Source organism: Haemophilus sp. HMSC066A11, assembly GCF_001811665.1.
In the GTDB taxonomy this organism is placed as follows: Bacteria; Pseudomonadota; Gammaproteobacteria; order Enterobacterales; family Pasteurellaceae; genus Haemophilus; species Haemophilus influenzae.
This window is the reverse complement of record NZ_KV805866.1, coordinates 396460-410097: the sequence shown is the minus strand read 5'-3', so window position 1 is coordinate 410097 and position 13638 is coordinate 396460. Positions and strand designations below refer to the sequence as shown.

Sequence of the window (13638 nt, the reverse complement as noted above, 5' to 3'; positions counted from 1 at the left end):
CTTGCAACGGAACAAAAAATGACCATTATTTTTTCCACTCATGATCCTTATCACAGTTTATGTGTGGCAGATAATGTGTTATTGCTATTGCCTAACCAACAATGGAAATATGGAATAGCCAGTCAAATTTTAACGGAATCTCATTTGAAACAAGCGTATAATGTACCGATTAAATATTCTATGATTGAAGAACAGCAGGTTTTAGTCCCCATCTTTACCATACAGTAAACATATCGCATGAGAATTTTAGCCGCAGGGAGTTTACGCCAGCCTTTTACGTTATGGCAACAAGCATTAATCCAACAGTATCACCTACAAGTCGAAATTGAATTTGGACCGGCGGGGTTGTTGTGCCAACGCATTGAGCAAGGGGAAAAAGTGGATTTGTTTGCCTCTGCCAATGATGCGCATCTTAGGCATTTACAAGCGCGATATCCTCATATTCAACTTGTGCCTTTTGCTACAAATCGTTTATGTTTAATTGCAAAGAAATCGGTGATTACTCACCATGATGAGAATTGGTTGACATTATTGATGTCGCCCCACTTACGCTTAGGAGTATCGACACCTAAGGCAGATCCTTGTGGAGATTATACTTTGGCATTATTTTCGAATATTGAAAAACGGCATATGGGCTATGGCTCGGAATTAAAAGAAAAAGCAATGGCAATAGTTGGTGGTCCGGATTCTATCACTATTCCAACAGGACGAAATACCGCAGAGTGGCTTTTTGAGCAGAATTATGCTGATCTTTTCATTGGTTATGCGAGTAATCATCAATCTTTGTGTCAGCATTCTGATATTTGTGTTTTGGATATTCCTGATGAGTATAATGTGAGGGCGAACTATACATTAGCAGCTTTTACTGCGGAAGCATTACGCCTTGTGGACTCCTTGCTTTGTTTGACTTGCGGACAAAAATATTTACGCGATTGCGGCTTTTTGCCTGCCAATCATATCTGATGAATAGTTTGGATATTATCAATTATAAGATTTATGGATATATAACCCATGCCAGAATTACCTGAAGTTGAAACCACAAAAATGGAATTAGCCCTTATCTTGAAGGGGCTATCATTGAAAAAATTGTTGTTCGCCAACCGAAATTACGCTGGATGGTAAGCGAAGAATTAGCGCAAATTACACAACAAAAAGTCATCGCATTAAGTCGCCGTGCGAAGTATTTAATTATCCAACTTGAAACAGGCTATATGATTGGACATTTAGGGATGTCAGGGTCATTGAGAGTTGTGGAGAAAGGGGATCTTATTGATAAACATGATCATCTTGATATCGTAGTGAATAACGGAAAAGTTGTGCGTTATAACGATCCTCGTCGTTTTGGCGCGTGGTTGTGGACAGAGAAGTTGAATGAATTTCCTCTTTTTCTGAAATTAGATCCAGAGCCTCTGTCTGAGGAATTTGATTCTGATTACTTGTGGCAAAAAAGTCGTAAAAAACAGACCGCACTTAAAACTTTTTTAATGGATAATGCTGTCGTCGTTGGCGTTGGGAATATCTATGCGAATGAAACGTTATTTCTTTGTAACCTACATCCGCAAAAAAACAGCAGGGAGTTTAACTAAGGCACAATGTGGGCAGTTAGTAGAACAAATAAAACAAGTGCTGTCTAACGGAATCCAACAAGGTGGTACGACGCTAAAAGATTTTCTCCAACCGGATGGGCGTCCAGGCTATTTTGTCCAAGAATTGCGGGTTTATGGTAATAAGGATAAGCCTTGTCCAACATGTGGCACAAAAATAGAAAGTTTAGTGATAGGGCAACGAAATAGTTTCTATTGCCCCAAGTGTCAGAAGAGATAGGACTATTTGACAAGCCATGCAGGGTCAATTTGTTCAGGTGAGAGCTCATTAATATTTTCTTTATAGAAAAGTATGTGCGTTTCTGCCTGACTTCTGGGTTGCCAATGTGTAAACGCAATAGGATCTTCTTTATAAATACCAATAATTGGTTTATTAAAACCTGAAGCAATATGTACAGTAGACGTGTCTGTAGAGATTAATTGATCACAGTGGCGAATCAATTCAATGGTATGAAAGATCTTGGTTGTTGGATGGACAAAAATATGCGGATAATCGGCTGACAATTGTGTTAATTTCTCTGTTACTTCAGGATAGCTTAATAGCACCAGCTTTTTTCCTCCGCTGACTTGCGTGAGATAATCTAAATATTTTTTGATGTTGTCATCGTTTACTTTTTTGATTCTTGCAGCACCATAAAAATTAATAGCAATATACTTTTCTAGTTGGTTTTTCTGTAAAAATTCAGAAATTTCGACCGCACTTTGCTCATCAAATGGGACGTCATAGCTTATATCTTGTACCGTAATATTCACTTTTTCTAAGGCGAGTTTATAGGGTTCCGAAAAGTGAAATTGTCCCTCCAGATTGATATTAAATAAACCATAATTGGCTTTTTGATAGCCAATATAATGCTTGGCATTGATTAAGCGTAAAAGTAAAAGATCGCGATTACGAATCATAATCGTCGGATCAATCACTAAATCATATTGTTCTTTTTGAATTGCTAGACCACATTTGATATAATCCAAAATACTTTTCTTTTTTACATAGTAAAGTTGATCGATATATGGATTTTGTTTAAAAAGATAAGCATTTTGTTTGGTACAAATTACACCAATTTTAATGTGGGGATTAAATTTTTTTATCTCACGGAATACAAATGAGCTCGCCACATAATCCCCAATTTTTCCGTCTTGGCGGAGGAAGAGGATGCTTCTAGGAACATTTGTTATTCTGTTTAATCCGTTTTTTTTATCAAGGAAATATTTGCCTAGACCCAACCTTAACATTTGTAATTTATTTTTTAATTTCATTGTTAGCGTTGCTCCATTGCATCAATTTCAGAATCGATACCTCGAAATACGCAAGGGGGTTCAACGCCATAAGCATTTAATCCAGTGAGTTGTAACGCGCCAGTTAAGTAGTCAGCAGGCATACGGATAGGATAGGCTATTTGTAGGAGTTTTTGAGCGCCAGATAAAGTAATTAAATAAGCTGTTGTACACATGATTGCACGTTTAGACGTTTTAGAGGGTTTACGATAGTGAACTAAACGGTAATTTTTGACAAGTGTTTTTGTCCAGCAATAACTTTTTGCTTTACCATGATCATAAAATAAAATTTCAACATTTTTTGAAACTTTCTTCAAACTGTCTTTTACAATTGCTTCGAATTCGTGCGATACAATCGCATCATCTTCAAGAATAATAGCACGCGCTATCTTTTCATTGCACATCATTTGGTAAATAGATAAATGGCTCATAGCACAACCTATTTCACCGACTGTCAGAGGTTTACGAGCAAATCGTTGTGGGCAAAACGTGTAATCTATGTTATTTAATTCATCCTGAGAAAGTGTTTTGCCATTAATACCATCAATAAACTTAAAGTTGAGTTTTAAACCATTTAACCGTTGAGCGATTATATCTCGTCGAGGAGAGTTTTTGAGGCTGATAACGAAAATTGGGGGGAACTGTTCCATTTGATCCGTCCTTATATATAATTAAACTCTGTAAAAAACAGGGTTTAATTTAACTTCATATTTTATTTCGTACTTGGAATACTAAAACGTTTGTTAAAGCGTTCTACACGACCACCGGTATCAACAACACGTTGTTTACCTGTATAGAATGTGGCAGTTGCCACAGACGTCTAAGTTTAAATCTTTACCCACAGTTGAGCGAGTTTTAATGACATTACCGCAAGAACATGTTGCTGTAACTTCTACATAATTAGGATGAATACCTTGTTTCATAGAAAACCTCGATTTGAAGCCACGCCGCTATCAAGTTCAAGGACTGACACCGCGTGTAATTAATATTACACCATAAATGGCAGTTTGTATGTAAGGGGGCAGCTAAATATTTATTAGAGATATTCAAAAATATGGAAAGTAATAATATTTTTCCTATCGATCATTTGATTTTTAATCGTTTTCTTGCCGGTGAAGAATTGATGGTTTATCAACTCTCGCCTGCACTTTGTATCCAAGAGTTACAATTGAACGAAAATGAATCTCTATTGGACAGTCAGTTAGAATCTGAGCGAAAAAATTATCGATTAGCTGAAAAGGCTAGAAAAAAGAAAACTTGGAGAGAAAAAGTATATCATATATTTACTAAGCCACAGAGAATGCTAAAAAAGAGAAAAGAGCGAGCAGAAAAAAATGCAAAAATGAAATTGAAATGTATTGTGAAATTTGAATAAAAATATCTTTTTATTAGATATTTTTAAAGTATGAAAAGCGCGGTAAAAATTTTATGCAGGAACGCGTTCTGTTACGAGCATTTGTAATTTTCGTAAAATAACATTTAATACTACGCCATAGGCTGGTACGAATAATATAATGCCGACAAATAGCTTAAATAGGTAATCTACAAAACCGAGTTGTGCCCAGTGTTCAGCCATGAACGGATCTGCACTTTGGTAGAAGGCGATACTGAAGAAAACAAACGTATCCGCCATTGAACCGAATGTCATTGAGCTAGTTGGCGCCACCCACCATGTTTTTAACTGGCGTAAGCGGTTAAATACGATCACATCAAGCAATTGTCCTACCACGTAAGCGGCAAAGCTCGCAATAGCAATACGGAATACAAACAGATCAAAATGCGTTAATGATTCGAAACCTTGGAATTTGCTTTCAGAGAATAAAACAGATATGACGTAACTTACAATAAGTGCAGGAAACATCACCACGAAGATGATTTTTCTCGCATCTTCCGCACCGAAAATGCGTACGGTTAAATCGGTAGCTAAAAAGATAAATGGGAATGTGAGCGTTCCCCAAGTGCTGTGGAAAGAAAAATCGTTTGCTGCACCAAGTGCGGTTAATTTTAGCGTGATTTCAAAAGGGATTTGTACAAAGTAATTGCTCGCGGCAATGATGAATATGTGGAAAAAGCTGAGCCAGATGATTGCACGACGTTTTTGTTGATCATTAAAGATCGGAGAGGTTAATTTCATGTTGTACCTTTTTAGTTTAAATAAATCGGGGTTAGGGAACCCGAGGCTGAATATAGGGAGCTAGATGATACGCATATTTCTAATAATTGCAAGAGTCGATGGCATTTGAGTTTTATATTTTATGAAAATTGACGAATGATTTTACAGCCTTTATTCTATTTGCGTTTTTCATCAAATTTGAAAGGAGAGAAAATGGAGTTACACAATATTCGTGATGAATATACTAAACGAGTGCTTTCACAACATGATTGCCATGAAAATCCAATTTCGCAATTTGAACAGTGGCAGAAAGAGGCTATTCATGCTCAAGTCAATGAGCCAACCGCAATGAATATTGCGACTGTTGATGAACAAGGTCGCCCAAATAGCCGAATGGTTTTGTTGAAAGAAGTCAATGAGCAAGGTTTTGTCTTTTTTACGAATTATCTTAGTCGAAAAGGTAGCTGTATTGAGCGCAATCCTTATGTCGCGCTGACTTTCTTTTGGCCTGAATTGGAACGCCAAGTGCGGATTGAAGGTAAGGCGGTTAAAATTCCAGCAGAACAATCCGATAAATATTTTGCTACCCGACCTTACACCAGTCGTATAGGGGCTTGGGCAAGTGAGCAAAGTGCGGTGATTTCTAATTATAAATCTTTGCTAGTAAAAGCCGCATTGGTTGCCGCTAAACATCCATTAAACGTGCCTCGACCAGATTATTGGGGCGGCTATTTAGTGGTGCCAGAAACCGTGGAATTTTGGCAGGGGCGTCCAAGCCGTTTACACGATCGCATTCGTTATCGTAAAGAAAGTGATAATTGGATTAGAGAAAGACTTTCTCCTTAGTAAATTGAGCATAAAAATAACCGCACTTTAGTTGTATCCCGAAAGTGCGGTTAATTTTTTCTAAATTTTAGCGTTTAGCTTTATTTATTAATGCGTGCTAGTACTTGTTGTTGTACGATTTGCACGTTTACGATCGTTTTCCGTTAAAAGTTTTTTACGGATACGAATCGACTCAGGTGTTACTTCCACTAGTTCATCATCATCGATAAATTCAATCGCTTGTTCAAGACTGAATTTTACAGGTGTAGTTAGCACAATCGCATCGTCTTTACCTGACGCACGCATATTAGTTAGTTTTTTACCTTGTAAGCAGTTTACGGTTAAGTCATTTGAGCGGCTATGAATACCGATAATTTGACCTTCATAAACTTCTACATTTGCATCAATCATTAACTTACCACGTTCTTGTAAGCCAAATAATGCATAGCCCAGTGCTTTACCTGTTGCATTAGAAATCAACACACCATTTTTACGTTGACCGATATCTCCACCTTTGATTTCATCATAGTGGCTAAAACTTGAGTAAAGTAAGCCTGTGCCAGAAGTCATGGTCATAAAATCGCCACGGAAGCCAATTAATCCACGGCTAGGAATGATGTATTCTAAGCGAACACGGCCTTTACCGTCAGGCAACATATCACGAACTTCACCTTTACGGATACCCAATGCTTCCATCACAGAACCTTGATGTTGTTCTTCCACATCGATAGTTACTTGTTCGTATGGTTCTTGTTTTTTACCGTCAATATCACGATAAATTACTTTTGGACGAGAAACCGCAAGCTCATAACCTTCACGACGCATATTTTCGATTAACACGGAAAGATGTAATTCGCCACGACCAGAAACACGGAATTCATCTGGGTTTGGGGTTTCTTCTACTCGTAACGCCACGTTGTGGACTAATTCTTTATTTAAACGTTCAAGAATTTGACGTGATGTGACATATTTTCCTTCTTGCCCTGCAAATGGAGAGGTATTTACACAGAAGAACATGGTTACCGTTGGTTCATCAACCGTTAATGATGGCAGTGCTTCAACTGCGTTAATATCACAAATCGTATCAGAAATATTTAATTCTCCTAAACCAGTGATAGCAACAATATCGCCAGCATAAGCAACGTCTTCTTCATAACGTTGTAAACCAAGATGTCCAAGTACTTGACCGATACGACCTTGACGAGTTTTTCCTTCACTATTGATGATAGTAACTGGTTGGTTTGGTTTAATCGAACCACGCTTAATACGACCAATGCCGATAACACCTACATAGTTGTTGTAGTCTAATTGTGAAATTTGCATTTGGAATGGTGCATCAAGTTCTACTTTGGGCGATTCTACATATTTCACAATGGCTTCAAATAATGGCGTCATATCTTCCGCTAAATCTTCGTGTTCAAGACCTGCAACACCATTTAGCGCTGAAGCATAGATAATTGGGAAGTCTAATTGTTCATCGCTTGCACCAAGATTGACAAATAAGTCAAATACTTGATCCACAACCCAGTCTGGACGTGCACCAGGGCGATCAACTTTATTAATTACGACGATTGGTTTTAAGCCGTGAGCGAATGCTTTTTGTGTAACGAAACGGGTTTGTGGCATTGGGCCATCAAACGCATCAACAACTAATAGAACAGAATCCACCATAGAAAGTACACGTTCAACTTCGCCACCGAAGTCTGCGTGCCCTGGAGTATCCACGATGTTAATGCGGTAGTCATTCCAGTTAATCGCAGTATTTTTTGCAAGAATGGTAATGCCACGTTCTTTTTCAAGATCGTTTGAGTCCATAACGCGTTCATCTACATCGCCACGAGCAGATTCAAAAGTACCAGATTGTTGAAGAAGTTTATCTACAAGGGTGGTTTTACCGTGGTCTACGTGCGCAATAATGGCGATGTTACGGAGTTTTTTAATATCAATTTCGTTTTTCATTGTTTAATGCTTTAATTGGATAAGATGCAATTTTTATTGCATTGTTACATAAAAAATGGCGCAATGAATTGCACCCTACATTTCTACATTTGTCGAAAAGGCAAAAATTATACATGTATTTTTCTTTTTCTGCTATGGCTAGAATAAGAAAAATAAATTTCATGAAAAAATAGCATGGCTACGTTATAATGCGTGCTTATCTTAATAAGACTAACCATAGAGGATTTTCTAATGCCAAACGCAAATGCAATCGCCAATGTATTTAAGCTAATTGAAGAAAATAATGTGAAATTTGTACTTCTTCGATTTACCGATATTAAAGGTAAAGAACATGGTGTTTCTATCCCAGTTAGCCTTGTTGATGAAGATATGTTTGAAGACGGCAAGATGTTTGATGGTTCCTCTGTAGAAGGATGGAAGACTATTAATAAAGCCGATATGTTGCTTATGCCAATGGCTGAAACGGCAGTTGTCGATCCATTCGCGCAAATCCCAACGCTTTCTATTCGTTGTAGTGTTTATGAACCAACGACAATGCAAAGCTATGATCGTGACCCGCGCTCTATTGCAATTCGTGCAGAAAATTATATGCGTTCAACTGGTATTGCGGATCAAGCTTTTTTTGGCCCTGAACCTGAATTCTTCTTATTTGATGATGTGCGTTTTAATGTATCAATGAACAAAGCATCTTTTTCTATTGATGATATAGAAGCTGCTTGGAACACGAATAAAAAATATGAAGAAGGCAATAATGCTTATCGCCCATTGAAAAAAGGCGGATATTGTGCCGTTGCACCGATTGATAGTGCGCACGATATTCGTTCTGAAATGTGCTTGATTTTAGAAGAAATGGGACTTGTGATTGAAGCCCATCATCATGAAGTGGCGACTGCGGGACAAAACGAAATTGCGACTAAATTTAATACGCTAACTTTAAAAGCGGATGAGACTCAAATTTATAAACATGTCGTACAAAACGTTGCATTAGAGCACGGTAAAACGGCGTGTTTTATGCCCAAACCAATTACTGGAGATAATGGTTCGGGTATGCACTGTAATATGTCGTTAAGTAAAGACGGAAAAAATATTTTCCAAGGCGATAAATATGCAGGCCTTTCTGAAACCGCACTTTACTACATCGGCGGTATCATTAAGCACGCTAAAGCCTTAAATGCGTTCACTAATCCAAGTACTAATTCATATAAACGTTTAGTGCCTGGTTATGAAGCACCAGTATTGTTGGCTTATTCTGCAAGCAATCGTTCTGCCTCGATTCGTATCCCTGCCGTAACAAATCCGAAAGCGATTCGAATAGAAGCGCGTTTCCCTGATCCTTTAGCAAACCCATATCTTGCATTCGCTGCATTATTGATGGCAGGCCTTGATGGTGTAGTAAACAAAATCCATCCAGGCGATGCAATGGATAAAAATCTTTACGATCTTCCACCAGAAGAATTAAAAGATATTCCAGCGGTTGCAAGCTCTTTAGAAGAAGCATTGAATTCATTAGAAAAAGACTATGAATTTTTAACTCAAGGTGGCGTATTTGCTAAAGATTTTATTGATGCGTTTATCAGTATCAAACGTAAAGAAGTGGAACGTTTAAATATGGCACCACATCCAGTTGAATTTGAAATGTATTATGCGTAATGATATATAAACAAGAACAATGCGGTGAAATTTCGCCGTATTTTTTTAAAGGAGTAAATATGACTAAGATTTCTTCTCAAAAGAATGACTAGATTGATTTAATGGAGCTTTTCTGCGTATTCATAGCAATAGCTGGCGTATAGGCCTGTACGGCAAAAGAGCAGTGGACTTCAACTGATATTGGGTTGTGCCTCGTTCAACCGATTTCGGTAACTTACAGCCTACACGTGTGGAATATGCCACATTATTGGCGACAGTGAATTTTCTTCTGTAGCGTTATCAGGTTCATTGTATGGTCAATTTAGGCACTTCCTTCTTTCTAGAGATTTAAAACGCCAGTTCTTAAAACAATCTGTATGGGTGAAAATTATACTAAGGAGATGACAGAAGAATAAAGACATATTTATATTGAAAATGTAGTCTCTAAGTATTTAGTTGTTCACGAAATTGATCCGAAGAAAAAAGATTTAACTGAGTTGGATAAAATAGCTTTAAAAATTACCTTTTCAGCAGAAACTCCAAAATATGCACAATCTGTATTGACAGAGAATGTAAATTTTGTAAATCAATATAGTCTTAACCAAACAAACCAAGAGTTTAAACAGGGATTTAACCTCCGTTTAGATGAGCTGAGATTTAGTAAAGAACAAATTGAAGAGAATCTAACAGAAGCAAAAAAGGTTCAAGTTGAAAACTTAACAAATGCGTTAGATATTGCTAAAAAAGCGGGTATTAAAGATTTTTCAAGAGGAAATAATATCTCTGATTCTAAATTAGCAGATGGTACATATTTATTTATACTCGCTGAAAAATATTTACAGGCGCAACTAGATATTGCTAAAAACACACCTGTTGTTTACCCAGCTAATTATTATATTACAGATAGACAGTTATTTAAATTAAATAAATTAGCTTCACAATTGGAATTAGTTGAGGATGTAAAAACGTATTATTATTTAAGCTCTCCTGATTATCCTGTGGTTAAAGATAATCCTAAGAGGGCGTTGATTCTTGCTATCGGGTTTATTATCGGTATTCTGTTACCTACTTTCTTTATTTTATTAGGTTCGGTTATACAAACTAATAAAAAGCAGTCATGAAGAAAAAGGCTATTTTTATCAGTACGGGAGCGGTTATTATCTTTAAAATATTAAATCCCTGTTATAGCTGGTGTACTAGCAAAATTTATGATGCTTTCCGAAAATGTTTGCCTGCAATGGATAATCCATATTTTCAAGAGAGCTGATCTGAAAAGGATTATGAACTGATTAAGGCGTTCTTAGCTGGTGAGAATAAAAGGAAAACTAAATGCTTTTATGATCTGTAAGGAATAAAGAATGAGCTTAATTAAAGATAGTTCTATTTATTTAATCGGAGAGTTATCTGCAAAATGTGTACCTTTTCTATTACTACCCTATTTATCGCGTAAATTAGGGGTAGAAGGATTTGGTGAGCTTTCTTACTATCAAACGTTTTTACCTTTATTTGTAATTTTTATTGGGCTAAGCCAAGATGGCGCTGTTGCTCGCTATTTTTATGTGTATGGTAAACGCTCATTAAATTTAGTTGTGAAGACAGGCTATGCCTATACGCTTAGTATTGGTGGATTAGGTTTGCTTTTTTGCTGGTTAATGCAATCTGAAATAATGTTTTACTTAGTATTAAGTGCGATATTTCAGGTGTTTCTTTCAGTTCAGCTCAGCATTAGACAATGTCAAAAACAAGCGATTCCCTATACTTTTATTCAAGTTTCTTCAACGATTACAAATGCAGCACTTACTATATTAATGCTTGAATTCTATCAAACAGATTTGGTAGAAAAACGTATTTTAGCAATTTTAATAAGTAATGTTTTTGTAGCTTTACTTTCTTATTTAATCTATAGAAAAAGAGTAAATAATAAAAAGTTTTATTTTTTAAAATATAAAACAGCTTTTTTCTATATAATGTCTTTTGGTTTTCCGATGATTTTTCATCACGGTAGCTTTTTTATTAAAGGGCAATTGGATAGAATCTTTATTTTTCATCGCTTTAGCGAAGCGGAATTAGGTTTATATGCAATGGGAGCGCAAATTGCATTTATCTTATCAGTTTTTATTTTAGCGATAAATAAAGCGCTTGTTCCCTATCTGTTTGAGAAATTAAAACAAGGTAGTGTTAAGTTAAAAGATTTACATAGATGGTCGTTACTTTCATTATTGATCGTGCCTATTCCATCACTTGTTACCTTAATTGTTCCGGAACAATGGCTATTGTTCTTCTTAGGCAAACATTTTATCGGGGTAAAATACTACATTATAGTATTCTTACTCTCTACGAGTTTAACCATCCCTTATTTGTTCTTAGTAAATTATTTGTTTTATCACGGAAAAACTAAAGAAATTTCGTTTTGCTCTGTATTATCAACAATGATTTACTTGGGAGCATTGGGGGGATTAATTTTTACGGATGTAGTTTATATTCCTTATGCTAGTGTATTGGGGGCGTTGGGGATTTTACCTGTATTATATAAAATAACAAAAAGAGTAGAAGAAAATGAATATGCCACTCATTAGTATAATAATGCCTGTTTATAATGCAGAATGTTACCTTAATCAAGGTATTTTATCTTGCTTAAATCAATCTTATCAAAACATTGAATTAATTTTAATTGATGATGGTTCAACAGATAAAAGTATTGAAATAATAAATAACATCATTGATAAAGATAAGCGAGTTAAACTTTTCTTTACCCCAACTAATCAAGGGCCTGCAGCGGCAAGAAATATAGGGTTAGAAAAAGCACAAGGTGACTATATTACATTCTTAGATAGTGATGATTTTATTGCAAATGATAAATTAGAAAAACAACTTAATTTTATGTTGCAAAATCATCTTGTAATGACGCATGGCAACTATGCTTTCTGTGATTTGGAAGGAAATCAGATAAAATTAGTTACGACTAGTAAAAAAATTGATTATTTAACCTTATTACAAGGTAACCAATTTAAAATAATGACCGTACTTGTTAAAAGAGAATCTATTAAATTACTTAGGTTTCCTAATATTAAACACGAAGATTATGCCTTCTTTTTAGATTGTTTAAAAGAAGTTAAACAATCTATACTATATAGCCATCAGGCAAGTTCATTTGTAAGAATCGGTAAAGTCAGCGTTTCATCAAATAAATTTAAAAGTGCAATCTGGACATTTAATATCTATTTTAAAAGAGAGAAACTAGGTGTAGTAAAATCAATTTATTATTTTATCCTCTATGCCTATAATGGATTTATTAAATACAAGAAATAAAAATATGATTTCATTACTTATTATTAGCTTCGGGCGTTGTCAAGAAGTATTGGAAACGTTTGCATGTGTCAATAAATATCATGGTAAAAAAATTGAATTACTTTTCCTTGATAATAATCCAGCAAGAGAGTTGGAAACAGCTCTATCTTCTATTGTAGAAAATAATAGTAGCATTTTATTTAGCTATTTTCATACCGGTGAGAATCTAGGTGTTGCTGAAGGACGTAATTTTTTAATTGAAAAAGCTCAAGGAGATATTTTAATTACACTTGATGACGATATTGAAATTGAAGATATTATTCTTTTAATTCAGAAAGTGACTGATTATATGGCAAATAATGCTAAAGTAGGAGCGTTAGCCTTTAATATTAAAAACTATTTTACTCGTAAAGCATTATCACACGAGATCCCACATGGTAATAAAAAGTTAGATTTTTCACAGAATTTACTGACTTATTATTTTATTGGTGCTGGGCATGCAATAAGGAAAGAAGTCTATCAAAAAGCGGGGTTTTACCCTAAGGATCTTGGCCTATATGGTGGTGAAGAAAGAGATTTGTCATTTAGGATTTTAGAAGCAGGCTATCAGATACTTTATGCAAGTGATATTGTGATTTATCATAAGGTTTCACCAAATGGAAGAATGATGAGAAAAAAGGAAAACTTCTTTAGATATAGAAATCAACTTATTGTTTTAAATAGATATATGCCAATGAGATATCGATTAACTTCTAATTTTGTTTGGTCTATTTTTTATCTTGTAAAAATGAACGGAGAAATTCTAGATATTGTAAAAGTATTATCAGAAATTTTTAGTTTAAAAAGAAAGGTAGTATCAGATAAAACAATTAGATATATTAAATTTGTTGATGGTAGATTATATTATTAATGATTATTTGATTGGTATTATTTTTATTTATTTCTCTT

At 35.4% G+C, this 13638-nt stretch carries 13 protein-coding genes and 2 pseudogenes; 10 read left to right on the top strand and 5 right to left on the bottom strand.

What is annotated here, in order from left to right; all coding sequences use genetic code 11:
* Nucleotides 1-18 precede the first annotated feature (18 nt).
* The 3 genes and pseudogenes from HMPREF2813_RS09990 (at nt 19) to mutM (ending at nt 1824) form a co-directional block, all read left to right on the top strand.
* Nucleotides 19-228 (top strand): ATP-binding cassette domain-containing protein, encoded by a 210-nt coding sequence (locus HMPREF2813_RS09990; RefSeq protein ID WP_228840865.1) that lies wholly within the window; start codon nt 19-21, stop codon nt 226-228.
* Nucleotides 229-237: 9 nt separating this feature from the next.
* Nucleotides 238-963, top strand: a complete 726-nt coding sequence (locus HMPREF2813_RS04940; RefSeq protein WP_014551037.1) for a molybdate ABC transporter substrate-binding protein — start codon at nt 238-240, stop codon at nt 961-963.
* Nucleotides 964-1011: 48 nt separating this feature from the next.
* Nucleotides 1012-1824 (top strand): annotated as a pseudogene (mutM, locus tag HMPREF2813_RS04935) (bifunctional DNA-formamidopyrimidine glycosylase/DNA-(apurinic or apyrimidinic site) lyase).
* 2 nt (nt 1825-1826) lie between these two features.
* Here mutM and HMPREF2813_RS04930 read toward each other — a convergent pair.
* The 3 genes and pseudogenes from HMPREF2813_RS04930 to rpmE form a co-directional block, all read right to left on the bottom strand.
* Nucleotides 1827-2858: a glycosyltransferase family 9 protein gene (locus HMPREF2813_RS04930; protein ID WP_014551036.1), complete on the bottom strand. Its 1032-nt coding sequence runs from the start codon at nt 2856-2858 to the stop codon at nt 1827-1829.
* A 2-nt stretch (nt 2859-2860) separates the two neighbouring features.
* Nucleotides 2861-3526, bottom strand: coding sequence for a glycosyltransferase family 25 protein (locus tag HMPREF2813_RS04925; RefSeq protein WP_048946861.1), 666 nt, complete (start codon nt 3524-3526; stop codon nt 2861-2863).
* Nucleotides 3527-3588: 62 nt separating this feature from the next.
* Nucleotides 3589-3799 (bottom strand): annotated as a pseudogene (gene rpmE, locus HMPREF2813_RS09560) (50S ribosomal protein L31).
* Between the two features lie 131 nt (nt 3800-3930).
* Here rpmE and HMPREF2813_RS04920 point away from each other — a divergent pair.
* Nucleotides 3931-4251 carry a glycosyltransferase family 25 protein gene (locus tag HMPREF2813_RS04920; protein WP_005648241.1) on the top strand — a complete coding sequence of 107 codons (321 nt, stop codon included), beginning with the start codon at nt 3931-3933 and terminating at the stop codon, nt 4249-4251.
* Between the two features lie 51 nt (nt 4252-4302).
* On the opposite strand, the gene HMPREF2813_RS04915 is transcribed toward HMPREF2813_RS04920, so the two are convergent.
* Entirely contained in the window at nt 4303-5010 is a 708-nt protein-coding gene (locus HMPREF2813_RS04915; protein ID WP_005663711.1) for a 7-cyano-7-deazaguanine/7-aminomethyl-7-deazaguanine transporter, read from the bottom strand.
* 192 nt (nt 5011-5202) lie between these two features.
* On the opposite strand from HMPREF2813_RS04915, the gene pdxH reads away from it, so the two are divergent.
* Complete coding sequence (gene pdxH, locus HMPREF2813_RS04910; protein ID WP_005663708.1) at nt 5203-5835, top strand: pyridoxamine 5'-phosphate oxidase; 633 nt, start codon at nt 5203-5205, stop codon at nt 5833-5835.
* An 87-nt stretch (nt 5836-5922) separates the two neighbouring features.
* Here the strand turns inward: pdxH and typA are convergent, their stop codons facing one another.
* Complete coding sequence (typA, locus tag HMPREF2813_RS04905) at nt 5923-7773, bottom strand: translational GTPase TypA (RefSeq protein WP_011272253.1); 1851 nt, start codon at nt 7771-7773, stop codon at nt 5923-5925.
* A 231-nt stretch (nt 7774-8004) separates the two neighbouring features.
* On the opposite strand from typA, the gene glnA reads away from it, so the two are divergent.
* The 5 genes from glnA to HMPREF2813_RS04880 all read left to right on the top strand — a co-directional run bounded on the left by glnA (nt 8005) and on the right by HMPREF2813_RS04880 (nt 13600).
* Nucleotides 8005-9423 (top strand): glutamate--ammonia ligase, encoded by a 1419-nt coding sequence (gene glnA, locus HMPREF2813_RS04900; protein ID WP_048946862.1) that lies wholly within the window; start codon nt 8005-8007, stop codon nt 9421-9423.
* A gap of 476 nt (nt 9424-9899) precedes the next feature.
* Nucleotides 9900-10523: an LPS O-antigen chain length determinant protein WzzB gene (locus HMPREF2813_RS04895; RefSeq protein ID WP_048946863.1), complete on the top strand. Its 624-nt coding sequence runs from the start codon at nt 9900-9902 to the stop codon at nt 10521-10523.
* A 237-nt stretch (nt 10524-10760) separates the two neighbouring features.
* Entirely contained in the window at nt 10761-11978 is a 1218-nt protein-coding gene (locus HMPREF2813_RS04890) for a flippase (protein WP_070646992.1), read from the top strand.
* Complete coding sequence (locus HMPREF2813_RS04885; protein ID WP_005686078.1) at nt 11959-12711, top strand: glycosyltransferase family 2 protein; 753 nt, start codon at nt 11959-11961, stop codon at nt 12709-12711. The genes HMPREF2813_RS04890 and HMPREF2813_RS04885 overlap by 20 nt, the downstream gene beginning before the upstream one ends.
* A 4-nt stretch (nt 12712-12715) precedes the next feature.
* Nucleotides 12716-13600 (top strand): glycosyltransferase family 2 protein, encoded by an 885-nt coding sequence (locus tag HMPREF2813_RS04880; RefSeq protein WP_005686079.1) that lies wholly within the window; start codon nt 12716-12718, stop codon nt 13598-13600.
* Nucleotides 13601-13638 lie beyond the last annotated feature (38 nt).